The sequence below is a fragment of the Desulfotomaculum sp. OF05-3 genome, from assembly GCF_003435535.1.
In the GTDB taxonomy this organism is placed as follows: Bacteria; Bacillota; Clostridia; order Lachnospirales; family Lachnospiraceae; genus Pilosibacter; species Pilosibacter fragilis.
Genome location: NZ_QWGO01000001.1, coordinates 46,115 through 71,325 on the forward strand (window position 1 = coordinate 46,115; position 25,211 = coordinate 71,325).

A 25,211-nucleotide genomic window follows, 5' to 3' on the forward strand; every position below is an offset into this window, starting at 1 on the left:
TCCTCATTATGCCAAACGGAACAGCTTTTTCGCGATCTGACTGTCCGTCACGTATTCTGTCATGCTTTCTTTTAATTTCCGGTCATCCTTCATTCCGAGATAGAGGTTCATGGCATTTAAAGCCGTGAAGCGGTTTCCTTTATCCCCCGTTGCCGGTTCGCTGCAGGTCACTTCGCCCTCCGCCTTTTTCACCAGTTTTCCGTCCTCATTCTCCCAGATCTCGTACTCCATGATCTCACCATCAAACAGGAGTTTCTGGCGCACATAGATCCCTTTATAGACCATGTTCATCTCTTCCTCATGGAACTCTTCCTCGTCCGGCAGGATCCGGATCTTTAAGATCGGTCTTCCGTCCGGTCGTCCATGGTACTCGATGATCTCCTTATCCATGACCTCGCCCGGCATATCCACATATTTTGCAAGATCCTTGTACCACGCGAATACCATACCTCTGGCGGAAAGGATATCCATCATCCGGGATAGCAGGGCCTTCTGCTCCTCAGTGATCTGTGCCAGAGTCGAATAAAATTTCGCCAGCGCCAGAAGATAGATCTCCGGCACCTTCCGAAGCTCCATACCGTGGATCGCGCCTTCCAGATACGCGAATACCTTATCCCCCGGGACTGTGTCACGCAGGAAGTATTCCGTACACTTCACTGTAAAGTACGCCTTCACGATCACATCACTGGTCTCTTTTCTCGACGCGTAAAGGTCAAATACCGTGTCCATATGCTTCTCACAGCCGGAGAAAAGGCACTGGGCCAGCAGGCGCTCCTCAAGGTCGTATGTCTCCACATGGGTCTTCACTGCTTCCGCAAGGATCCTGAACATAGATTCCCCGCTGCCGTTATAATGCTCGCAGAGATAATCCAGGATCACGCTGTCCCCGTGTCCGTCCGAAAATACACGCCCCGCAAGGTGGAGGAGCAGGTCATCCTCCTCGAACATCCGGTCTAAGATCAGCTGGGATACCAGAGCCGCGAGACGTTTCACACGGATCTGCTCCTCGCCGAACTCCTTTATCATCTCGTATGCCTGAACCATGTAATTCTGGACGATCAGTGTCTCGCAGACATCCACACGTTCCGGTCTGGAGAGTGTCCTCTTGTCAAGTTTTAAGAGGTACGCTCCACCCTCCGCATCCATGGCCTCATCGTCCCCCAGAAGCGCCGCACGGTAGTAAGAAATGATCCTCGTCAGCATTTTCTGCTGGTAGGCCGGCTTCACCGGGAGTGTATCCAGAACAGTCTCAATCCCGGTCACATCTTCCTTCTCAAGGTCCTTTTTCTCCATGATCTCCAGACACGCCTTCATCTTTAACATCGGGTGGTCCGGGTACATCTCAAAGCATTTTTCTTCCAGTTCCTTCTCATCGAGAACCGGCTCCTTCGTATATTCCACGTCCATGTACCTGTTTCCGAAGGTATCCTGGAACATGATCACGCTGTCCTCAAAGAACAACGGCACATAGGCGGTCTGATTCTGCAACGGGTAGGCATCCTCACCGGTCAGGATCTCGTTGGAAACGATCACATACTTCATCGCCGCATCCTTCACCTGGATCCGGTTTGCCTTTAAGATACCGGGCAGCACCCGGGCCACCTGATTATCGATCATATCGCGGTAGATGATATGTTTGTAGATCACCGCAAGTCTCCTGTTGATCCGGGACTCGAACAGCTGCTCCATGGCAAACTTTTCCATCTCCCGCTCGTACTTTTTATAGAGCGGATCGTCCTGCGGAATATAGGCCGCCACATTGGCATAGAGGGCTGCACGGCTCTTCTGGTCCAGATGGGCGCACTCATAGGAGAAGTACAGCAGTACCTGACGCGGCATCATCTTCTCATAATCATCCGGCAGAGCGTAGAGGAAATATTCGTAGATCCTCGTGAGGCTGATCTCCTCATTGATTCCCTTCTCATACCAGGAGAAGCTCTCTTTTCCGCGGACATTTCCCTTAATTAACAGACAGCACACCGCCGTCAGCATGTCCTTCGTCGGGTATTTCTCGCAGAGCTTTGCAAGCAGGCGGTAATACAGGCGGTGGAAGAACTTTGCTCCCGGCGCCAGCGCGCAGATCCGCTCCGCCAGCTCCTGCCCCACGAGGCCATTCATGACTCCGTAGTAGAGGGCATGGATCTCAAAGGCATCCATCGTCTTTAAGAGTTCCGGATTCTTCCCGAAGAGACGCACCGTCTCAATATAGAGGAACGGGCTGCGGCAGCCATTCTTATACTGCATCTTAAAGCTCTCCGCGAGGGCTTCCTCCTCCTCGTACATCTCCGGCAGCATCTTTAACTGCAAAAGCTGCAGATAGAACCGGCCGTTGACGTCCTCCAGCTTTTTCCTGAACAGGCGGACCACAGCGTCCTTCTTCTCCTCGTCCGGTTCCAGACGGTACTGCAGGTACTGGTAATAACAATAGAGTGTTCCGATCCGGTCTCTGAGGGCAGAAACGGTATCCCACGCATCGTCCAGACATAAAGCCGCCTGATCCGGTCTCTCCGCGTCCAGATAAGTCTCCGCCTGCAGGAGGGACAGGATCACAGAACCGCCGTTTGCGCCGCGAATGGCATCCAGCTCGTTCTGGATCTTTCCGAGGACAGCTTTTTTCTCGTAGAGACCGCTCTCGTAGGCCTCACGGAGTTTCATGTACCGGCAGACACCGGCTTTGCTGATCTCGCCCTCAGCGCGCTTTCGATCCGGCTCCTCTCCCATAGCCTCGATCCGGATCACGGTGTCACCGTGGACGGTAAGAAGGCGGATCGCACCGAGGTTCTTTCCCTTGTGCATCCTCTCCGGGTGGATCCTGAATCGCAGATCCAGACGGTCCTCTTCGAAATCCGCCTGAGTGATGACCTTCTTCGGGATCTCGATGAAATCGCCGTCAGCGCGGACTTCCATGTAGAGATAGCCCCAGGTATTTTTCCGCAGGACGACCTTGTCATTCACGATATCCTTCGGCTTGTCATAGATCTTCTTTGCCGTAGATAAGGTCAGCTCGATGGGTTCCTTCACTCCCGTCGCCAGAAAGAATTCCTCCAGGGCATTCTGGCGGTTTCCGTGTCCCCTTAAGCCTTCATAGATCGTGCGGATCCGCAGATCCTTAAACAGCGGCGCTTCCGTAAAATCCCGGTACTCCATGAGGCGCAGCGCCAGTTCCATATCCTTTTTCGCCAGCTCCACAAAATCATCCATAGATTTTAAAGTGGACAGGACACGGACAGACTCGATCATTTCCACACGAAAAAGAAAAGGAACCTCCAGTTCTCCGCTGTTTGTGACAAGCGTGAAGTTTCCCTTGATCAGGTCTCCGTTCTCGCACCAGGAGGTGTCGACTTCGTAGACAATATGGTTTCTTAAGCCTCCGAAGGCGTTCTTTAAGATCTTCACGCGGCTGTGGCTTGAGTAGGCAAGGCCTTTGATATATAAATTGTTCTCACTTGCTAAGTATAGCTCTCTTTTATAAACCGTATCGCTCCCCAGAGTCTCCTCGATCTTCACAGGATCCAGAAACAGCTTCGGCATCTCCGCGTCCACGATTCCTCTGGAAAGGCGCATGATCCGTTCTCTCATATATTTTTCACCTTATATTTATAATCCGATTATGTACGAAGGCTGCAGGTTCCGCCAACGCTTCCGATTCCGCATCGTCAGAACCAGCTGCCGGTCTGAACTTTCTTATGGTCATCGCAGGCATATGCTCAGACCTGCTGATTTATTACGTGGTATCATCATAGCACATTTCCTGATCAAATTCACTACAAATTTCGACCTTTTTCATACGATGGAGGAAAAAGGGCTTGAATACCGCTGTGGAAACCTGTAAAATAGATGTATTCGCAGTGATTAAAAGGAGCTTCCCGTGTTCTGCCTGTAAGACCGGTTCCGCCTGATCACTGGATTCCGTGTAACTGTATTTTTCACCGTTACCAACGATTTTTTGCCAAAGGAGCCCCTGCGTATGTTATCTGATCCGATCACGCTCTACAAATTAATGATCCTCTACATGCTGGACCACGTCAATTTTCCGCTGACAAACTCCCAGCTCACGGATTTCTTTCTGGATCACGAATATACGACATACTTTACGCTCCAGCAGGCGTTAAACGAACTGAAAGAAGCGGGGCTGATCCGGATGGAATCCACCCACAACTCCTCCCGCTATGAGATCACCAAAGAGGGCGATGACACTCTCTCCTTCTTCGGAAACAATATCTCCCCGGCGATCATCGAGGATATCGACAGCTACTTAAAGGAGAACAAATTCCGCTTAAGAAACGAGGTCGGCGTCATCTCCGATTTCTATAAATCCACAAATCAGGACTATATCGTCCACTGTGAAGTCCGGGAAGGCAAATCTGTCCTCATCGGCTTCGACCTCTCCGTCCCCGACAAGGATCAAGCTGAGACTATGGCCAGCCACTGGAAGGAGCGGAGTCAGGATATCTACGCTTATGTGATGAAGACCTTGATGAAAGGTTAAGATATGCGTTTTGAAGTCTGCCTCCGGCAAATTTTCTGAATTGTACGCGAAAACGGCACCTGCCGCAGGGAAATTTCTGCGGCGGATGCCGTTTTTCAGTACTTCTAAAATTTAAAGGTTCTGCTGCGCCTCTTTCGCCGCCTTCTTCGCCGCCCACTCCGCAGCTTTCTCTGCCTGGATCTCCTCCTCGGCGGTCAGAAGATCTTCTCCTGCTGCCATCTTGTCAATAAGATTCCAGATGTCCTCCCGGCCCTGTTTTGTCTCGGCGGAGAACGGGATCAGGATATCCTGTTTTTCCATGCCGAGACCGGTGCGGATGAGTTTTACCTGCTTCTGGATCTGGCTGCGCTTGATCTTGTCAAGCTTTGTGGCAATGATGACCGGACGGAATCCGTTGTAAACGACCCAGTCGTACATGGTCTTGTCGTTGGCGGACGGCTCGTGGCGGATGTCCACAAGAAGGAAGACGCATTTCAACATCTGGGACTTGTGGAGATAGTTCTCGATCATCTTGCCCCATTTTACCTTCTCAGACTGCGGAACCTTCGCGTAACCGTAGCCGGGGAGATCCACATAGTAGAGATCTCCGTTGATATTATAAAAGTTGATCGTCTGGGTCTTTCCCGGCTGGGAGGACGTTCTCGCCAGCGCCTTCCGGTTCATGAGCGCGTTGATCAGGGAAGATTTTCCCACGTTTGATTTTCCCGCGAAGGCGAACTCCGGTAGCGTGTTCTCAGGCAGTGTGCTCGTCACACCGCAGACGGTCTCAAGTTCCACATTTCTGATTACCATATATTTCTCCTTGTATGTAACACTTCAGCACTTTCCTTGTCACACGCAAAAATCCATTTCAGAATGACTTTGTCGCTGGGATTTCTGCCTGCCAAACTATACTTTCTTACAGTCGGCGCGGCACATGCGCAGACCCGCTGAACCGTTACCCTTGTTTTTACATACCAGAGTCAACAGTTCTCCAACAGGCAGGACCTGTCAGAAAGCCGCCAACCTTTGTAGCCTGGCATTACACGAACACCTCGCGTACTACGTCATCCATAGTCTTCACAAACACGATCTCCATGCCTTTCGTGATCTCCTTCGAGATCTCTGCCATATCCGGACGGTTCTTATCCGGTACGAGAACCTTCTTCATATGTGCCATTCTTGCTGCCAATGTCTTTTCCTTTAAACCGCCGATCGGCAGTACCCGGCCTCTCAATGTGATCTCACCGGTCATGGCAACGCTTGCGCAAACCTTCTTTCCGGTCACCGCGGAGAGCATGGCTGTTGCCATCGTAATGCCCGCAGACGGACCATCTTTCGGCACGGCACCCTCCGGGATATGTAAATGCAGGTCATGTTCCTTAAAATACCTGCTCTCCACACCGTACCGGTCTGCCACGGAACGAACGTAAGTCAGCGCGATCTGCGCGGATTCCTTCATGACATCACCCATCTGTCCTGTCATCTGAAGCTTTCCATCACCCGGCATTACATTCACTTCGATCTGAAGTGTGTCGCCGCCGACGCTTGTCCACGCAAGACCTCTTACGATTCCGACCTCGTCCTCCTCATTGGCATTTTCGAAGGTGATCTTCTCTTTTCCGAGATACTTCTGAAGATTTCCCTCTGTGATATGCACAGTTTTTTTCTTCTTTTCCAGAAACTCCCTCGCCGCTTTTCTGCAGATCTCACCGATCCGGCGCTCCAGATTTCTCACACCGGCCTCTCTCGTATAGTTGTGGATGATCTTCTCCAATGCCTTATCGCTGAAGGAAAGCATCTCCTCCGTAAGGCCGTTTCTCTCTAACTGTTTCGGAATGAGATACTTCTTTGCGATATGGAACTTCTCGTTCTCTGTATAGCTGGATACCTCGATAACCTCCATACGGTCAAGGAGCGGTCTCGGGATTGTCGACGCATCATTTGCCGTCGCGATAAAGAGAACGCCTGAGAGATCCAGCGGGATCTCCAGATAGTGGTCGCGGAACTTCACGTTCTGCTCCCCATCAAGGACCTCCAAAAGTGCTGAGGAGACATCTCCCCGATAGTCGGCAGAGACCTTATCGATCTCATCTAAAAGCATTAACGGGTTTGACACGCCTGCCTGACGCATTGCATCGGCGATACGGCCCGGCATCGCTCCCACGTATGTCTTTCTGTGTCCGCGTATCTCCGCCTCGTCGTGAATGCCGCCAAGGCTGATCCGGACATACTTCTTTCCGAGGGCGCGGGCAACCGATCTCGCGATGGAGGTCTTACCTGTTCCGGGCGGTCCCACAAGGCAGAGGATCGGGCTTGTGCCTTTCTTTGTGAGGGCACGGACCGCAAGGAATTCCAGTACACGGTCCTTAACCTTCTCCAGACCATAATGGTCCTCCTCCAGGATCTCTTTCGCGTGAATGATATCCTGATTATCCCTTGAGACCTTCTTCCACGGCATCTCCAGCACCGTTTCTATATAAGTGCGGAGAACATTCGCCTCCTGACTTCCTCCCGGCATGCCCTTGAAACGCTGGATCTCTTTTTTGATCTTTTCCTTCGTTTCCTTGTCCGCGTTCAGCTTTTCCAGCTGTTCCATATATCCATCGGCATCTTCCGTCCCGCTGTCATCTCCCAGTTCCTCACGGATCACTTTTAATTCTTCCCTTAAAATATAATCCCTCTGGTTCTTATCGATGTGCTCCTTCACTTTTCCCTGATAATCCCGCTTGATCATAAGGATCTCGAGTTCCCGCATCAGGTAGTACACGATCCGGTCATACAGATGGCTCCAGTAATCACACTCCAGCATCTCCTGCTTCACAGCAAAATCCCACGGAAATTCATTTGCTGTCTGGGTCAGAAGCTGCTCCAGATCCGTGATCACAAGAAGACTTCCGATAAAATCTTTCACAGCCTTCGGATTCGCGTTTCCGAATTCCTCTAATTTTTCCTTAACGATCCGGCTCATGGCTTCCTTCACAGTGTCGGTAAGCTGTTCTTCCTGCATCGGCGCTTCCTCGACCTCAGCTTCCAGATACGGTCCCTCCTCAAACAGAGTGAGAAGCGCCGCTCTCTTTTCGCCTTCCACCATCACACGGATGATACCGCCCGGCATTTTCACGAGCTGTTTGATCTGGGAGATCGTTCCCATCTGGTACAGATCCGCGACCGCAGGTGTTTCCTGCTCCGGATGACGCTGGGTCACGAGATATACCTTCTGGTTTCCTATCATGGCTGTCTCAATGGCGCGGATCGATTTTTCCCGGCTGATGTCGAAATGCTGTACCATTCCCGGAAGGATCGTGAGTCCGCGGAGTGCCACCGCCGGCATCGTAATTTTCTTATCTTCCATTATTTCTCCTATGAACGCAACTGCCCGGCTTCTTTCCGATGCCTGTCAGCAGTTACGGGCAAATTTCTGTTGTGTAAAAAGGCTGCCGTGACATTTCTGTGCGCAGCAGCCCCTCTTATCTGCGGGATACGGGTCCTGCAGGTACAATTTTTCTCATACGGGAACGCCGTCCGTTACGCGATCTCCCCGTTACTCTCTTTTCTGGATCTTCCGGCCAATGCTTTTTTCGGCACCGTCACGTCGCGGTAAACGACTTCCGGCTTTTCCTTTCCGTCCACCGCGTCCTTCGTCACGGTGCAGATTCCCACATTGGAATCAGACGGAACCTCGTACATCGTATCCATCATGACGGATTCCATGATCGCGCGGAGTCCTCTGGCGCCTGTCTTTCTCTCTACTGCCATATGGGCAATCTCATGGACGGCATCCGGAGTGAACTCCAGCTTCACATCATCCAGCTCGAATAACTTCTGGTACTGCTTTACGAGGGCATTCTTCGGCTCTGTGAGGATCCGCACAAGGGCATCCTCATCCAGAAGGTCTAAGGATACCATAACCGGAACTCTTCCCACAAACTCCGGGATCAGGCCGAATTTCGTGAGATCCTGCGGCATCGCCTGCTTTAACAGCTTGCTGATATCCGTATTTTTCTTATCCACGATCTTCGCGCCGAAACCGATGGAACTTGTCTCCAGTCTGGATTCGATGATCCGCTCCAGACCGTCGAAAGCACCTCCGCAGATGAACAGGATGTTTGTCGTATCGATCTGGATCAGCTCCTGCTGCGGATGCTTTCTGCCGCCCTGAGGTGGAACGCTTGCAACAGTACCTTCCAGAATCTTTAACAGCGCCTGCTGGACGCCCTCGCCGGAAACATCACGGGTAATGGACACATTCTCGGATTTTTTTGTGATCTTATCGATCTCATCGATGTAAATAATACCGTACTCCGCACGGCTCACATCATTATCTGCTGCCTGGATCAATTTTAAGAGGATGTTCTCCACGTCCTCGCCGACATAACCGGCCTCAGTCAGCGTCGTTGCATCTGCGATTGCAAACGGAACACCTAAAAGCTTCGCAAGTGTCTGCGCAAGATAAGTCTTGCCGGAGCCGGTCGGACCGAGCATCAGGATGTTGCTCTTCTGAAGATCAACATCACTTTCCATCTTCGATGTGATTCTCTTATAATGATTGTAAACAGCCACGGAAAGAACTTTCTTCGCCTCATCCTGTCCGATCACATAGTCGTCCAGAAATTCTTTGATCTCCTTCGGTTTTAAGAGGTTGATTCCGGAGAAATCCGGTCTCTCCTCCTCCTCGTTTCCGAGTTCTTCCTCAAGGATCTCACTGCAGAGTTCGATACACTCATCACAGATATAGACGCCGTTGGTACCGGCGATCATTTTTCTGACCTGATCCTGATTCTTTCCGCAGAAGGAACATCTGATCTTTTCCTCTGGTCTTACTGGCATGTTCGCACCTCAATTCTAAATTCTTTATGTCTCGCTGCGCTCCGGCACTGTTTTCCGCCTTCGCGCCGTCCGGTCCTAGTGGCCGGAGATCACGCGGTCGATCAGACCGTATGCGGCAGCTTCCTCGGCTGTCATGTAGTTGTCTCTCTCTGTGTCGCGGGCAATCACGTCGAGCGGCTGTCCGGTGTTTGCAGCCAGGATCTTGTTGAGCTTCTCTTTTGTCTTTAAGATCTGCTCTGCAACGATCTTGATCTCTGTCGCCTGTCCCTGGGCTCCACCGGACGGCTGATGGATCATGACCTCAGCATTCGGAAGTGCGAAGCGTTTGCCCTTCGCGCCGCTGGAGAGAAGGAACGCGCCCATACTTGCAGCCATACCGATACAGGTGGTGCACACGTCACATTTAATGTAATTCATCGTATCATAGATCGCCATACCGGCCGTTACAGAACCACCCGGGCTGTTGATGTAAAGGTTGATGTCCTTATTCGGATCCTCGGACTCCAGGAAAAGAAGCTGTGCAACAACAAGGCTTGCTGTCACGTCGTTTACTTCCTCCCCGAGGAAAATGATACGGTCTTTTAATAATCTGGAATAGATATCGTAGGAACGCTCTCCTCTGCTTGTAGATTCAAGCACGTAAGGTACTAAGCTCATATTTTTTCCTCCATCTTTTCTTTTATATCTGTTACCAAAGTATTCCTTTTTATGCATTTTCCGGGTTACTGTACACGGGTAGGAATTTTCTGAACTGAAAATTCCGTACAATACAGTGGCGGTAGTGGATTTTGCCGATTCGGAATGCGAAGCATCGGCAAAATCAGTTACTGTTTGCGCAAGGCGTGAACAGTAACTTTTCCGGTGAATCTGTCGCCTGTGTCTGGGACCGGCCCGGCAGAAATCCACCTTTTTTCACATATTTTGGAACTATCCCTGTATAACCGATGAGGGATTGCCGCAGAAAAACTCTCCGCAGCAACCCCCTCTGTATGTGGTTTTTGGCCCTCTGTCGGACCATTCCCCACCATGTTTTCCGTGCAGATTAGTCGTAAAGTATGTTGCTTTACTTAGTCAACGAACTTAGCCTCAGCTACAAGGAAGTCGATTGCTTTCTGAACTGCAAGGTCTTCCTTTAACTGTGCCATCTGCTCTTCGCCGAACATACCCTTGATCTGTTCTTTATCCATCTTGAAGTCCTCAGCCATCTTGTCGAACTGCTCTTCAACCGCTGCGTCGTCAGCCTGGATGTTCTCAGCCTTTACAACTGCCTCAAGAACGAGTCTTGTCTGGATTCTCTTGATCGCCTGCGGCTTCATCTGCTCGCCGATCTTCTCAGCTGTCATGCCTGTGATCTCAACGTACTGCTTGAAGGAAATTCCCTGGCTCTCAAGTCTGCGCGCATAGTCGTTCACCATGCCGTTTACCTGCTCCTCAACCATCTGATCCGGAATCTCCATTGTTGCGTTCTCAATCACCTTAGCAACGACCTTGTCCTCGTCCGCTGTCTTAGCTGCTTCAATCTTCTCAGCCTGTAACTTCTCTGTAAGGTCCTTCTTGTACTCTTCCATTGTATCGAAATCAGATACCTCGCTTGCGAAATCATCGTTAGCTTCCGGAAGCTCTTTTCTCTGGATCTCTTTTACTTTTACTTTGAATACAGCCGGTTTGTTCTTTAACTCTTCTACATGGTACTCAGCTGGGAATGTTACGTTTACTTCGCACTCTTCGCCAGTTGTCTTACCAATTAACTGCTCCTCGAAGTTATCGATAAATGTGTGGGAACCGATCGTAAGCGGATAGTCCTCAGCCTTGCCACCCTCAAATCTCTTTCCGTCTACGGAACCGTCGAAATCGATCGTTACCTGATCTCCATCCTCGATACCTCTGTCCTCAACAGTGATAAGGCGGGAGTTTTTCTCTCTTGCGCGCTTGATCTCTGTCTCGATATCTTCCTCTGTAACCTCAGATTTTGTCTTCTGGACTTCTACGCCCTTGTACTCGCCAAGAGTAACTTCCGGCTTAACAGCTACAACTGCTGTGTAAACGAAAGCTTTGCCTTCCTCGATCTCCTCAATGGAAATAGACGGACGGGAAACGATCTCAAGACCGCTCTCTTTTGCAGCGTCCGGATAGCTTGCGTCGATCACTTCATCAACAGCATCCTCGTAGAATACGCCAACGCCGTACATTTTTTTGATCATGTTGAACGGAGCTTTTCCTTTTCTGAAGCCCGGGATATTGAATTTACCCTTATTCTTATTATAGGAGTGCTGTACAGCCTCCTCAAACTTTTCTGCCGGCACTTCAATTGTAAGTTTTGCCGTATTCTTCTCTAAATTCTCCACCTGTACGCTCATTTTATGAGTTCCTCCTTAAATATATCGATAGCGGGGAATAGAAATTTCCCGCCCGTATAATCTCGTAACTGCCGCTTTTTGGCGTTACACGTTTTCCGGCATTATGACCGCCGCTCAGCGAAAAATCCGCCCGCAGGCATCACTTCTCCGTCACGCGCACATAGCACCGCTTGGAATTATAACATAAGACGTTTGAAAAGACCAGACCTAAATTGTAAAAATTCCAGAAAAACACAGGGGTTTTACGGTTTTCCTTAATTTTTTCCAGGCGCAGACTGCCGTATCTGCTGTTCCTGACATTCTTTCAGCGGCCTGCCGCGCCAAAAAGGAATGCCCTGGTGCACCGGGCATTCCAAAACTTTCTGATGAATACCTGTATTTACACAAACATACGGCTATTTTATGTATTGGATCGCTGCCTTGATCCTTTCAGCCTCCTCTTCGCTGACCAAGAGTTTGATAAGCTCTAAACCAAGGTCGATTGCCCAGCCCATACCGCGCCCGGTGCTGATCAGGCGGTCTGTGATGATGCCGTCACCTCTGCAGTCCGCGCCCTCCATCTTCGTCTCAAAGCCCGGATAGCATGTGGCGCGGTGGCCTTTCACGAGGCCAAGCTCCCCTAAGATACTCGGTGCCGCGCAGATCGCAGCCAGGCGTTTTCCTGCTGTCGCATGGGCTTTTAACATCTCTGCAAGTCCCTCATGCGCCTTCAGATTGTTCGTTCCGGCAAGTCCGCCCGGAAGGAACAATACGTCAGCATCGTCCGTGATTTCCTCGAACAGGCTGTCCGCCTCGATCTTAAATCCATGGGAACCTGTCACCATCTTTCTTCCCATGATGGATACAAGCTTCACATCCACCTTTGCTCTTCTCAAGCAATCACACACAGCCAGGCACTCTACCTCTTCCATGCCGTCTGCCACAAACGCGTATACTTTTGCCATTTAAAACTTCTCACCTTTCTTTGCCAATCTGCCTCCGGAAGTTTTCCAGAGGTTACTGCTCGCTTTTCTCATCATCCGTATACGAATAAAATTTTCCATTCAGATAATATCCGCGTCCCGGTCCACCTTCCGATTTTTTCACATCCGTTCCGCGGTCATTTGCAGCGGCCTGCCCTGAAACAGACGGATTGATGGTCTGCTCCGGTCCGTTGTACTTATATGTCTCCTTCGGCACATCACTCCAGCTGTCCGGAGCGCTGTTCTGGTTCTGTCCATTTCCATTTCCATAGAAACCATAACCACCGTAATTTCCACTTTCACCGACATCTCTCACACTGTCCGGCTCCACATACTGACCACCGTAACGCGCGTTATTCTGTACAAACGGTTCCCCTCCGAATCCATTCAGGCGTCCCGAATATGGTCCGCGAAGCACTGCGTAAAGCTCCGCAAAGGTTGCATCCACATATGGCTGAACGAAGAAGGTTCCGATACCGCAGAGCAGGGTTCCTAAAAGCTGCCATCCCAGGAAGGAAAGGCCGAGTACAAAGGCGTTCCATTTCTGTCCATCCATCATCTCTTTCGAGAGTCTTAAAACTTCCATCGTCTTCATATCCGGGTTTTCAGCAAGAATATATGGAACCATCAGATAGCAGTACTGGAAATAAACAGAAACAAAAGCTCCTATCGTAGCGCATATCATTACTGCCCAAAATACACTACCGATCCATTCAACACCATTAAACAAGATCACAAGAAATCCCAACAGACTGGCCAGGATCACAACACTCTCTGTGATCAGTCCCCGAAGGAACTGGGTCCCCACAAGCTTTAAATATCCGTTGGAAAATCCCCAGAAAAGTTTTCCAATGCCCGCCGACTGTCCCGTCACGCGGCTCTCCATATAAAATCTGTTTCGTCCGATCTCAAACAATGGCTGTACAAAAATTCCGATCACGACGGAAATGATCACAATAACGATCACAGCCCCCGCAAAAAGCCGGTAAAACAGGTTGCTCGCAACCATAGATCCGGCATTTCCGGCTCCCGGTCCGTAGGCATCACCAAGTCCCGGGACAAGCTCGATCCCGCTGGCAAGACCACTCCCAGTATTTCCGCTAAGACTTCCATCTCCTCCCAGTTCGCCAGGGATGAGACTACTCTGATCGGTCTGACTGTTTCCTGATTCATTCTGCTCCAGATAACTTGTAATCCTCTGGGTATTCGCGTTCGATCCGCCAAATCCACTGAGGATCGCAAAGATCAGGCTCACAAGAAACGCCGCCCAGTAATAACGGCTCAGACACATTTTCGCTCTGTCTTTTAATTCTGCCCTTGTCCACATACGCTGTTCCTCCTTCTGTTTTCATCATCAAAGTATGACCAGTTGCCAGATATTTTTCTTTTTCCTGTTGCTGTTCGGGGATTTTTCATTCATAAACAGCAACTTTTCTTACAATGATTGTACCATATTTGCAAATAAAAGACCTTACTTTTTCCTTGCAATATGGTATGATTTATTACAATATGTTACTGTTCCCGCCTTGCGCAGGCAGCAGCCGAAAATCCAGAAAGGACATAATTATGGAAATCGAACGCAAATTTCTTGTCATGACCCCGCCTGAAAACTATGAGTCTTTCCCCTGTCATGAAATCGAACAGGCCTACCTCTGCACAGAGCCGGTAGTCCGGGTACGTAAAGAGGACGATACCTGCTACCTCACCTACAAATCCAAAGGACTTCTCGCCAGAGAGGAATATAATCTCCCACTGACAAAAGAAGCCTACACCCATCTTCTCACAAAAGCTGACGGAAATATTCTCACAAAAAAGCGCTACCTGATCCCGGTTCCGGGTCGTGAGGATCTCACTGTGGAATTCGATGTCTTCGAGGGAAAATTCGCCGGTCTCATGCTTGCGGAGATCGAGTTTACCAGCGAGGAGGATGCCAGAGAATTCCCGCCTCTCTCCTGGTTCGACCGGGATGTAACCTGGTCCGGGGAATACCAGAACAGCAGGCTCTCAAAAATGCCCTGAACTGTTCGTATTTTTATATGACAGGGAATTTCCTGTTACATGAAAAAGGCCACCGACGGCTCACAGAACCGCCGATGGCTTTATTAATTTTCCTAAAATTTTGCAGTTTCGGAGATGGATTACATCATTCCGCCCATTCCGCCTGCACCTGCCGGCATTGCCGGAGTCTCTTCTTTGATGTTTGCAACAACAGACTCTGTTGTAAGAAGTGTGGAAGCAACGCTTGTTGCGTTCTGTAATGCACTTCTTGTAACCTTAGCCGGATCAAGGATACCAGCTTTGATCATATCAACAAAAATCTCATTGTAAGCATCGAAGCCCTGGCCAACCGGGAGCTCTTTAACTTTGTTAACGATCACAGCGCCCTCAAGGCCTGCGTTGGATACGATATGGAATAACGGAGCTTCAAGAGCCTTTAAGATGATCTTTCCGCCTGTCTTCTCGTCGCCTTCCATCTCATTGACAACGGCTGCAACCTTCTCTGCTGCGTGAACATAAGCAGATCCGCCGCCTGCGATGATACCTTCCTCGACAGCTGCCTTCGTAGCTGCAAGAGCATCTTCCATACGAAGCTTTGCTTCCTTCATCTCTGTTTCAGTAGCAGCACCTACGCGGATAACTGCAACGCCGCCAGCGAGTTTCGCAAGTCTCTCCTGAAGTTTCTCTCTGTCGAAATCGGACTTTGTCTCTTCGATCTGGCCCTTGATCTGGGCAACTCTGTCAGCGATCTCTTTCTTGTCGCCGAGACCGTCAACGATGATGGTGTTCTCTTTCTGAACCTTAACGGATTTTGCACGGCCAAGCTGCTCCATTGTAGCATCCTTGAGGTCAAGACCAAGCTCATCGGAGATCACAGTACCGCCTGTTAAGATCGCGATATCCTTTAACATCTCTTTTCTTCTGTCGCCGTAGCCCGGTGCCTTAACACCTACAACGCTGAATGTACCTCTTAACTTGTTGACGATAAGAGTTGTGAGAGCCTCACCCTCGATATCTTCAGCGATGATAAGAAGCTTTGCGCCTGTCTTTACGATCTGCTCAAGGAGCGGAAGGATATCGTTGATGTTAGCGATCTTCTTGTCTGTGATCAGGATATACGGATCGTCAAGAGTTGCCTCCATCTTCTCCATATCTGTGCACATATATGCGGAAATGTATCCACGGTCGAACTGCATACCTTCTACAAGGTCAAGCTCTGTCTTCATTGTCTTGGACTCTTCGATGGTGATAACGCCGTCGTTTGTAACCTTCTCCATTGCGTCTGCAACCATCTCACCGACCTCATCGCTTGCTGCAGAGATTGCTGCAACTCTTGCGATCTGGTCTTTGCTGCTGATCGGCTCGCTCATCTCTGCGATTGCTTTGACAGCCTCGTCTGTGGCTTTCTTCATACCCTTTCTTAATACGATCGGGTTAGCGCCTGCAGCCAGGTTCTTCATACCTTCGTTTACCATCGCCTGTGCGAGAACGGTAGCTGTTGTTGTACCATCACCGGCAACATCGTTTGTCTTTGTGGCAACCTCTTTTAAGAGCTGTGCGCCCATGTTCTCAAACGGGTCTTCTAACTCGATCTCTTTCGCGATGGTAACACCATCGTTTGTGATCAGCGGAGCGCCGAAGGATTTATCGAGAACAACGTTTCTTCCTTTCGGTCCGATCGTTACGCGGACAGTATCAGCAAGTTTATTTACACCAGCTTCAAGAGCTTTTCTGGCTTCAACGCCATATTTAATTTCCTTAGCCATGTTAAAATTCCTCCAATCAAGATTTCCTGTAACCATTTTCCGGTTACTTCGTTCTGAATTCTGAATTTCAGACCGCCCTGAGCGCTTCGCACACGCGGTCCCGGATATAATTTCTCCGATTATTCGATCACTGCAAGGATATCATTCTGCTTAACGATGATATAATCCTCTTCCTCTACCTTTACTTCTGTTCCAGAGTACTTGGAGTAGATTACCTTATCGCCCGGTTTTACCTGCATCTTGATCTCTTTGCCGTCAACAACTCCACCAGGACCAACAGCGATCACTTCTGCCTGCTGCGGTTTTTCCTTTGCCTGACCCGGAAGAACGATACCGGATTTTGTGGTCTCTTCTGCAACTAACTGTTTTAAAACAACTCTGTCAAATAATGGTACTAATTTCATTACTGACTCCTCCTTGTCATTTTACAAGCTCTTGCGACTATCCTGTAATTTCAGTCACAATTCTTTTTCATTTTTATCTTCTTCAGTCTGACTCAGGTCTTTTCCCTGACCCCTCGTCACAAGTCATGTTATAGCACATGTTGTTAGCACTGTCAAGTCACGAGTGCTAATTATTTTATGAAAAATTTGTGAACCTCTCTGCGGGTCTGCATGCCGCTGTGCTGTCTAGTTCCCGTTTTCTGGTGAAATCCGGCAATTTACTTGAATAATTTATACATTTTTTTAACTTTTTTCATAATTATGTCTTTCATTTTCCCTGGAATTCGATTATGATTATAAATAGCAGACTGGCGGCTGCAGGCGGAATCCTCAGATTTTCGGAACCGCGTAATGCAGCGGAAAGGAGAATAAACCATGTCAAAAAAGAAATCAGGCCTTCTTATCGCATTTGGCGCGATGCTCGGCGGCGCAGTTGCGGCCGGTATCTCCTACTATCTGAAATTAAAATCCTTCAACGATGAGCTGGACCAGGATTTTCATGAATACGAGGAAGAGGAGACCCCTTCTGAGGAAACAGAAGAAAAGACGGAACCTGCTCCAGAGAGAACTTATATTACGATCAATTCCGGAAAAGACACAAACGCTGCGGATGATTCCGTAAAAAAAGAAGAGACTAAAGATTCCGAAGAGACGGCATGTCCGGAACCCACAGACGAAAAAGACTCTGTAAAAGAGGAAAACGTACCGGAAGAAAAAACATCCTCCGTTGTAGTTGAGGACGATACGGAGGAAGGAAAAACCGAATGATACAAAGTCTTCTCCGCTCCATGGAGCTATTGGAAGTCCTGAAAGAAAAAAACCGCAATTTCTCAATCGCGGAACTGGCGGAGGCGATGGATCTGCCCCCGAGCACGGTGCACCGGATCCTGCAGACGTTCTGTGAGAAGAAATATGTGATCCGCGACGACAGATCCCACACCTACCGTCTTGGCCCGGCGCTGATTCCTCTGGGAAAAGCCGCTGCAAGAGGGATCCGTCTCCAGGATGCCGCCCACGGTATCCTGGCACAACTGGCGAAACAGACAAAAGAAGACGCATACCTCGTAATTCCAGTGGGAAATAAGGGACTTGTGATTGAAAAGGTAGATGGTCCGAGCCACTTAAAAGTTGTTGAAGAGTTCGGCTATGAGATGTATATGCACTGCGGCGCGATCCGTAAGGTCCTCCTCGCATGGCAGACACCGGCCTTCATCGACGAATACTTCAAAAACATTATTCTCCACGATCAGGCTTTCCCTCATGTCCGCCCGGATGACCTGCGCGAGGAATTAAAAAAGATCCGCCAGGATGGCTACGCCATCACTCACGGAGAGTATGTCACCGACGCCCTTGGAATCGGGGCACCGGTCTTCAACTCCGACGGTGAACTCGCCGGTTCCATTGGAATCATCGCCCCGGAGATCCGGGTCGATACTCCGGAGTTTCTTGACACCCAGAAAGATCTCGTACAGTTCTACGCATCATCCCTCTCCGCCGATCTCGGATATGAGAAGCATGATGTGTTCCAGTAAACGGAATCAATCCTTGGGATACGCATTTTCGGATGCGTATCCCGTTTTTTTGCGCTTTGTTCCCATGCACGCCTGGTCACAAGCATATGCCCTGTCCCAATCTCTCCCCCAGTGCAGCTGTCTGTAAAACCTAATCTTGACTTAAGTCCGAAAAAAGCTGGCGCGCGTCTTTGCATACCAGCTTTCTTCTATCCAATCCGCTTATTCTTTACTCAAGAGCTTTCCGTAAAAGGTCTACTCCTTTTCGGATTTCCTCCTCCGTGAGTCCTGCATATCCGAGAACGATCGTACTCATCTCCTTCGCCTGCGCTCTCTCCATATAGAACCCGGAAAGTCCGTAGACGCGGACTTTTTTTTCTGCTGCTTTTTCTAAAAGCTGCTGTTCCGGCTCCTTCTTCCTGTCTTTTAAGAGCACATGAAGTCCCGCGAATTCTCCTGTGATCTCAAACCGCTTTTCCAGCGGCTTTAATTCCCCTAAAAGCGCGTCATGTTTTCCCTTATAGATCTCGCGCATCCTGTTCAGATGGCGCTCAAAATATCCGCCGGAAATAAATTTCGCCAGGATCCTCTGGTCGACCCTGGACACGGTGGAGGAATAAAATCTTCCTTTCGCCAGGTATACCGACAGCAGCGCCTCCGGCAGCACCATATATCCCACACGGATTGCCGGAGCAATGGCCTTCGAGAATGTTCCCATGTAGATGACACATCCGTTCTGGTCCATCCCCTGAAGTGCCGGGATCGGTTTTCCCTTGTAACGGAATTCACTGTCATAGTCATCCTCGATCAGGTATCTTCCGGGCTGCTCTCCCGCCCAGAAAAGGAGCTCCTGTCTTCTTCTCACCGGCATTACGGTTCCTGTCGGGAACTGGTGGGACGGCATCACATAGGCTGCCTGTACATCCTGCCCCTCAAGTTCCTTCACGCAGAATCCATTCTTATCGATCCCCACCGGCAGTACCTTATGTCCCACACCGGATAGCACCCGGTATGCCTGGCGGTAGGTGGGATTCTCCATGGCGATCACCGCGTCCCTTCCGATGATCTGGGAAAGCAGCATCAGAAGATATTCGTTTCCCGCGCCAATGATGATCTGGGAAACATCGCAGTTTACGCCGCGGGCTGCATGGAGATACTCCCGGATCGCCTCCCTGAGGATCAGATCTCCCTGGGGCTCTCCCTTCAAAAACAGCTCCCTGTCCTCTTCTTTTAAGACCGAGCGGCTGATCTTTCTCCAGGTCGCATAGGGAAATCCTTCCAGATCGATGCCTCTGGGAGAAAAATCGACTTCAAATTTTTCACGAAAAAGCTGCCCCCGGACACTTTCCTTTTTCATGCCCAAAGACAGCTCTTTTTTCTGATCCGGCCGGGCAGCAACAGACTGCGCCACCGGCGGAAAGATTCCGTCCAGTGACGCCGCAAAATAGCCTTTTCTCGGAACCGCCTCAAGGTAGCCCTCGGACACCAGCTGCTCGTAGGCGAGCTGCGTTGTGCTCCGGCTGACCTTCAGGCTCTTCGCAAGCTCCCTGGATGAAGGAAGCTGCTTTTCCGGCCTGATATTGCCCTTTCGGATCTCATCTTTGATATACTGATAGATCTGTTCGTACAAGGGTCTCCCCCCCTGTACGTTTAACGGTACGATCAATTCCATAAATCTTTATTTCGGAAGCTTGAAGGAGCTCTTTAAGGAAACGATACGGTTATATACCGGCTGTCCTTCCTTGCTGTCCTTGCAGTCTACGCAGTAGTAACCGTTTCTCATGAACTGGAAGCTGTCGTATGCCTTTGCTTCCATGAGTTTTGGCTCTACATAGGCAGTTGTGATTGTCTTGGAGTTCGGATTTAAGTTCAGGGTTCCGTCAGCGTTCAGCTTGCCTTTCTCCTCATCGACGATATTCTCGTAGAGACGGCACTCTACCTTTCCGGCTGTCGGAGCGGATACCCAGTGGATCGTTCCTTTTACCTTTCTGCCGGTAAAGCCGGAACCACTCTTTGTCTCCGGATCGTATGTGCAGTGGATCTCTGTCACATTTCCGTTCTCGTCCTTCTCGAAGCCTGTGCATGTCACGAAATATGCGCCCATGAGACGTACTTCGTTGCCCGGGAAAAGGCGGAAATACTTCTTCGGCGGATTCTCCATGAAGTCCTCACGCTCGATATAGAGTTCTCTGGAGAACGGAACCTCACGCTCGCCCATCTCTGGATTCTCAAGGTTATTCGGGATGCTCAACATCTCTGTCTGTCCTTCCGGATAGTTGTCAATGATCAGCTTTACCGGATCAAGGACAGCCATCATTCTCGGACGTTTTAACTTCAGATCCTCACGGATACAGTACTCCAGCATCGCGTAGTCTACGGAGCTGTTTGCCTTGGAAACGCCCACGAGTTCTACGAACATTCTCAGAGCTTCCGGTGTGTATCCTCTTCTTCTGAGGGCTGCGATCGTTACAAGACGCGGGTCATCCCAGCCGTCTACGATTCCATCCTCAACGAGCTTCTTAATATAACGCTTACCCGTTACCACGTTTGTCAGGTACATCTTCGCAAACTCGATCTGGCGCGGCGGGTTCTCGAACTCGCACTCTCTTACGACCCAGTCGTAGAGCGGTCTGTGATCCTCGAACTCAAGAGTACAGATAGAGTGTGTGATGTGCTCAACCGCGTCCTCGATCGGATGAGCGAAGTCGTACATCGGATAGATGCACCACTTGTCACCGGTATTGTGGTGTGTCATGTGAGCGACACGGTAGATGACCGGATCACGCATGTTGATATTCGGCGATGCCATATCGATCTTTGCGCGGAGAACCTTCTCTCCGTCCTTATACATGCCGTTCTTCATGTTCTCAAATAACTGGAGGTTTTCCTCGACAGAACGGTCACGGTACGGGCTGTTCTTACCAGGTGTTGTGAAGTCACCACGGTATTCCTTGATCTGATCAGCAGAGAGATCACAGACGAAAGCTTTTCCCTTTTTAATTAACTTTACAGCGCACTCGTACATCGTATCGAAGTAGTCGGAAGCAAAGAACAGTCTGTCCTCAAAGTCAGCTCCGAGCCACTTTACATCCTCCGTGATGGAGTGCACGAACTCCGTCTTCTCCTTCGTCGGGTTCGTATCATCAAAACGAAGATTGAACTTTCCGCCGTACTCTTTTGCGAGACCGGAGTTCAAGATGATCGATTTTGCATGTCCGATATGAAGGTAGCCGTTTGGCTCCGGTGGGAACCGGGTCTGGACATGGTCATATACTCCTTCCGCAAGATCTTTATCGATTTCCTGCTCGATAAAGTTTTTGGAAACTACTTCTTTTGTTTCCTCAGCCGGTGTCATATTCTCAGCCATATCAATTCCTCCATTTCGTTTTTTCAATAACATGCCCGTACATCTTTCTTCTATTATTTTAACTCCTGCCATTTTCCAGCAGGACCAGATATCGAACTGTTATATATAATATTTAATACTATCACACTTTTCCGAAGAATTAAAGGGGAAATTTCACATGTTTTTCTCATGTTTCCATCAAATTGATTCCTGCATCTGCATTCCGGTCGGTTCTTTCAGTTTTCTTGAAAATTATAGGCAAAAAACACTGAAAATCCTTTGACGAATTCCGTTTCTGGGATTATACTGTGAATATAGTATGCTAAAAATTTCACAAAACATATAGAACCCGGAGGAAATGATATGGATAAGAATTCTTTCGATCTGATCACATTTGGCGAGATTATGCTGCGTCTCTCCCCGCCGCGTCATGCCCGCATCGTCGATGGCGATATTTTTGAAAAACGTGCCGGCGGAGCAGAACTCAACGTTGCTTCCGGCGTTGCCCTTTTGGGACTTCGTACCGGTATCGTTTCCAAGCTTCCGCAGAATGAGCTCGGAACTTTTATCAAGAACAGGATCCGTTTTGTCGGAGTATCCGATGACTATCTGGTCTACGATGATACGCCGGACGCAAGACTCGGTCTCTACTACTACGAGATGGGCGCCGCTCCGAGAAAGCCTACGATCGTGTATGACCGCCACCAGGCTTCCGTCACAAGGATCAAGATGAGCGAGATCCCGGAGGACATCTACCACTCCGCGAGAATGTTCCACACAAGCGGAATCTCCCTGGCTCTCTGCCAGAACATGCAGAATGTCGCTGTGGAGCTGATCCGAAGGTTCAAATCTGCCGGAGCTACGATCTCCTTCGACGTAAACTACCGTGCGAACTTATGGGGTGAGGAGGAAGCGAGAAAAACCATCGAGGAGATCCTTCCGTTAGTCGATGTTCTCTTCGTATCTGAGGAGACAAGCCGCCGCATGTTCAAGAAGACCGGTGACCTGAAGGATATCATGAAGAGCTATGCCACTGATTACGGCGTAAAGATCGTTGCCACCACCCAGCGCACGGTCATCAGTCCAAGAAAACACAACTTCACCTCCATCGTCTACGATGCCCGCTCCGATAAATTTTACACGGAAGCGCCGTACAACGATATCGATGTGATCGACCGCATCGGTTCCGGTGATGCCTATGTCGCCGGTGTTCTCTTCGGTCTCTTAAAATATGGAGATCCGGAAAAGGCCATGCAGTTCGGAAACGCCACATCCAGCGTCAAGAACACCGTTCCGGGCGACCTCCCGTCCTCTGACTTCAAGGAAATCGACCGGATCATCCATGAGCATCATTCCACAGGACCTGTCAGTGAGATGAACCGGTAATTACAAATTTGCTCCGTATGAGAGAAAAGGTCTGAGTTTCAGCAGAAATCAGACCTTTTTCTTTTTCATCCAAATTTTTCTTTTTAAATCGATCTGATATACCGTTCTGATGCCGCTGAAAAATTGTTGCCAATAGTTTGTTTCGAGTACGCGACAACCGAAAAATGCCGTGAGAAGATTGCTTTTACCTCTCACGGCATTTTTATTATACTCTTTTACAGATCCAGATCGATAAACTCGAAGTCATCGTCATCCTCGTTCCTCTTCTCAGCCGGTGCCGCTTTCGGCGCTGCCTTCGCGGCCTCCTTCGCGAGGTTCTTTGACAGATCTTTTTCCATATCCGCCACATTCTTTCTCACCGGTCTCTCCGGAGTGTCTGTTCTCTCTGGAACATTCTCTGTCCTCACAGCTTCCCGTCTCTTCGCTGCCGGCCGGCATGTCTCGGCTGCCTCCGGTCTTCTTCGCGGGATCTGGATTTCTTCCTCTTCCTCATCGAAAAGTTCTTCCCGGCGGGCAACCGGTCTGGACGCAGTTCTTCTCTCCGGCGCTTTCGCGGACTTTCCAGTCTTCTGAGCCTTTTTCGGCTCAGACTTTCTGTTTTTCCGTCCGCCCTCGTAGTCACCGTAATCGTCATCATATCCGTCACGGTCCGGATTCTTCGGTGCCTTCGGCTTTCTGAGTAAGAGAACGATAATGATGATCACTAAGAGAATACTGAGTGCAAAAAGTCCGATCACGAACATTCCGCGGATCTCGTAATCCTTAAGCAGACTGTTGTAATCCTCAGCAACCTTTAAGTACTTGCTGCGGGCATCTGCTGCGTCCGGATCCTGGAAGTAACGCTGGAGCGTCATCTCCTTCTGATCGTATCGGTAGAAACCTTCCTCACCATTCTCGTTGCGTCCGTAAACGACACAGTACTCTGGTGCAGAATCTCCGCTGTCTTTCCAGATCCAGCCGTGGACTGTGTGATCTCCAATATCGATGGTGCACTCAGCAAAACCGTCCGGGAGCGCTGTTCCCTCCGGGATGCACTCAGGCGGAAGCACTACGACTGTCTTCTCTGCCATCTTCACGACTACATAAGCGGATAAAGCACCGGTCTCGCTGTTGTATACAAAGAAGTCCCCGTTGCCGGAATCATCTGTCATGTAAAGCAAGGTCATTCCAGAGTCATCTGTAGCTGCCTTTACAGTTCTGCCCTCATACTCGATCTCCGTCGCTGTAAATCCAGACGGAAGTTCAGAATCATCAAAGGTATCCGCAACAGTCCAGTTGCCGTCCTCACCGACGACTCCTGCGTTCGTCTCTGCGGAATCCGAGTCTGTCTCACCGGCGGAAGCTGCCGCGTCGTCAGACTTTGTGACAACAATGGTGTAGGTCTTTGTTGTCTCCCCATCCTCCGCTGTTACGGTACAGGTGATGGTATTCTCTCCGTCCTGGAGGTCATCATTTCCGCTGACAGTCACCTTTGCGCCGCCGTCCTTTGCCGGTGCGCTGACCGTGATGGATGTCACATCGCTTGGAACCGCAGCGGTATACTCGGTCGTATCCGCGGAGAACGCCGGTTTTAAAGTACCCGGTGAGATCGTGAGGGACGCTAAGGACGCGTCCCTGGAAGAAGTATCCGCCGCGTTGATCTTTACGGAAGAGCTTCCAATATGGTTGAGAGTCACTGCCTTGGAGTCGGCATCGTAAACTTCCTGGGATTTCACCGTGATGGAGGAAGTTCCAGCCTTCAAGGCATTAAATTTTAATGTAAAGCTGAACGTCTTCTGGTCCGCAGCCTCCGCAGAGCCGATGACACGGACAGATCCTGCTCCGCCATTGGAGTTCGTACCGCTGACAAATTCAAGGGCATCCGCATCATACTGAAGCATCACATCGGAAGAACCGAGCGCTGCGTCCGCGGCAATCTTCATCGTGACGGATATCTGGTCTCCCACCGAAACGGTCGGGTCGGAAAACGAAAGTTTTCCGCTGGCCGCAAATGAAACCACCACGCCAGCCGGCAGCAGCATGACCATCAGTGCGAACGCCAACAGCCCCGCCGCCAGTTTTTTCATGTATTTGTTCATATTTCTTTATCTCCTATTCCAGCTTTTTCCAGGCTGATCATTGTCTTGTTTCCATAATTTCCGCCT

The 25,211-nt window shown here is 49.8% G+C and carries 18 protein-coding genes; 5 read left to right on the forward strand and 13 right to left on the reverse strand.

Features of this window, described 5'->3' with window-relative positions:
- Window positions 1-6 precede the first annotated feature (6 nt).
- Window positions 7-3,579 carry a DUF5717 family protein gene (locus DXA87_RS00220; RefSeq protein ID WP_117502946.1) on the reverse strand — a complete coding sequence of 1,191 codons (3,573 nt, stop codon included), beginning with the start codon at window positions 3,577-3,579 and terminating at the stop codon, window positions 7-9.
- A gap of 388 nt (window positions 3,580-3,967) precedes the next feature.
- On the opposite strand from DXA87_RS00220, the gene DXA87_RS00225 reads away from it, so the two are divergent.
- Window positions 3,968-4,489 (forward strand): DUF4364 family protein, encoded by a 522-nt coding sequence (locus DXA87_RS00225; RefSeq protein ID WP_015554826.1) that lies wholly within the window; start codon window positions 3,968-3,970, stop codon window positions 4,487-4,489.
- Between the two features lie 111 nt (window positions 4,490-4,600).
- Here the strand turns inward: DXA87_RS00225 and yihA are convergent, their stop codons facing one another.
- The 7 genes from yihA to DXA87_RS00260 all read right to left on the reverse strand — a co-directional run bounded on the left by yihA (window position 4,601) and on the right by DXA87_RS00260 (window position 13,944).
- Window positions 4,601-5,281: a ribosome biogenesis GTP-binding protein YihA/YsxC gene (gene yihA / locus DXA87_RS00230; RefSeq protein WP_117502947.1), complete on the reverse strand. Its 681-nt coding sequence runs from the start codon at window positions 5,279-5,281 to the stop codon at window positions 4,601-4,603.
- Window positions 5,282-5,510: 229 nt separating this feature from the next.
- Window positions 5,511-7,823 carry an endopeptidase La gene (lon, locus tag DXA87_RS00235; protein ID WP_117502948.1) on the reverse strand — a complete coding sequence of 771 codons (2,313 nt, stop codon included), beginning with the start codon at window positions 7,821-7,823 and terminating at the stop codon, window positions 5,511-5,513.
- A gap of 173 nt (window positions 7,824-7,996) precedes the next feature.
- A complete protein-coding gene (gene clpX, locus DXA87_RS00240; RefSeq protein WP_117469831.1) occupies window positions 7,997-9,298 on the reverse strand; it encodes an ATP-dependent Clp protease ATP-binding subunit ClpX in 1,302 nt (433 codons plus the stop codon).
- A gap of 75 nt (window positions 9,299-9,373) precedes the next feature.
- Window positions 9,374-9,955: an ATP-dependent Clp endopeptidase proteolytic subunit ClpP gene (clpP, locus tag DXA87_RS00245; protein WP_015554830.1), complete on the reverse strand. Its 582-nt coding sequence runs from the start codon at window positions 9,953-9,955 to the stop codon at window positions 9,374-9,376.
- 410 nt (window positions 9,956-10,365) lie between these two features.
- Window positions 10,366-11,655, reverse strand: coding sequence for a trigger factor (tig, locus tag DXA87_RS00250; protein WP_117469832.1), 1,290 nt, complete (start codon window positions 11,653-11,655; stop codon window positions 10,366-10,368).
- 395 nt (window positions 11,656-12,050) lie between these two features.
- Window positions 12,051-12,599: a DJ-1 family glyoxalase III gene (locus tag DXA87_RS00255; RefSeq protein ID WP_015554832.1), complete on the reverse strand. Its 549-nt coding sequence runs from the start codon at window positions 12,597-12,599 to the stop codon at window positions 12,051-12,053.
- Window positions 12,600-12,651: 52 nt separating this feature from the next.
- On the reverse strand, window positions 12,652-13,944 hold the full coding sequence (locus DXA87_RS00260; protein ID WP_117471850.1) for a DUF975 family protein: 1,293 nt from the start codon (window positions 13,942-13,944) through the stop codon (window positions 12,652-12,654).
- Between the two features lie 239 nt (window positions 13,945-14,183).
- Here DXA87_RS00260 and DXA87_RS00265 point away from each other — a divergent pair, with 239 nt between their 5' ends.
- Complete coding sequence (locus DXA87_RS00265) at window positions 14,184-14,636, forward strand: CYTH domain-containing protein (protein WP_117469834.1); 453 nt, start codon at window positions 14,184-14,186, stop codon at window positions 14,634-14,636.
- Between the two features lie 119 nt (window positions 14,637-14,755).
- Here DXA87_RS00265 and groL read toward each other — a convergent pair whose 3' ends face one another.
- Complete coding sequence (gene groL / locus DXA87_RS00270; protein WP_015554835.1) at window positions 14,756-16,381, reverse strand: chaperonin GroEL; 1,626 nt, start codon at window positions 16,379-16,381, stop codon at window positions 14,756-14,758.
- A 119-nt stretch (window positions 16,382-16,500) separates the two neighbouring features.
- Window positions 16,501-16,785, reverse strand: a complete 285-nt coding sequence (locus tag DXA87_RS00275; protein ID WP_015554836.1) for a co-chaperone GroES — start codon at window positions 16,783-16,785, stop codon at window positions 16,501-16,503.
- Between the two features lie 414 nt (window positions 16,786-17,199).
- Here DXA87_RS00275 and DXA87_RS00280 point away from each other — a divergent pair, with 414 nt between their 5' ends.
- Complete coding sequence (locus DXA87_RS00280; RefSeq protein ID WP_015554837.1) at window positions 17,200-17,592, forward strand: hypothetical protein; 393 nt, start codon at window positions 17,200-17,202, stop codon at window positions 17,590-17,592.
- Window positions 17,589-18,356 carry an IclR family transcriptional regulator gene (locus DXA87_RS00285; RefSeq protein ID WP_015554838.1) on the forward strand — a complete coding sequence of 256 codons (768 nt, stop codon included), beginning with the start codon at window positions 17,589-17,591 and terminating at the stop codon, window positions 18,354-18,356. The genes DXA87_RS00280 and DXA87_RS00285 overlap by 4 nt, the downstream gene beginning before the upstream one ends.
- A 208-nt stretch (window positions 18,357-18,564) precedes the next feature.
- On the opposite strand, the gene DXA87_RS00290 is transcribed toward DXA87_RS00285, so the two are convergent.
- A complete protein-coding gene (locus DXA87_RS00290) occupies window positions 18,565-19,965 on the reverse strand; it encodes a PLP-dependent aminotransferase family protein (protein WP_345941791.1) in 1,401 nt (466 codons plus the stop codon).
- A gap of 48 nt (window positions 19,966-20,013) precedes the next feature.
- Window positions 20,014-21,702: a glutamine--tRNA ligase/YqeY domain fusion protein gene (locus tag DXA87_RS00295; protein ID WP_021906026.1), complete on the reverse strand. Its 1,689-nt coding sequence runs from the start codon at window positions 21,700-21,702 to the stop codon at window positions 20,014-20,016.
- Between the two features lie 342 nt (window positions 21,703-22,044).
- On the opposite strand from DXA87_RS00295, the gene DXA87_RS00300 reads away from it, so the two are divergent.
- The gene (locus DXA87_RS00300) at window positions 22,045-23,067 is read left to right on the forward strand and encodes a sugar kinase (protein ID WP_015554840.1); all 1,023 of its coding nucleotides are present in this window, start codon (window positions 22,045-22,047) and stop codon (window positions 23,065-23,067) included.
- A gap of 215 nt (window positions 23,068-23,282) precedes the next feature.
- Here DXA87_RS00300 and DXA87_RS00305 read toward each other — a convergent pair whose 3' ends face one another.
- Window positions 23,283-25,145: a cadherin-like beta sandwich domain-containing protein gene (locus DXA87_RS00305; protein WP_117502950.1), complete on the reverse strand. Its 1,863-nt coding sequence runs from the start codon at window positions 25,143-25,145 to the stop codon at window positions 23,283-23,285.
- Window positions 25,146-25,211 lie beyond the last annotated feature (66 nt).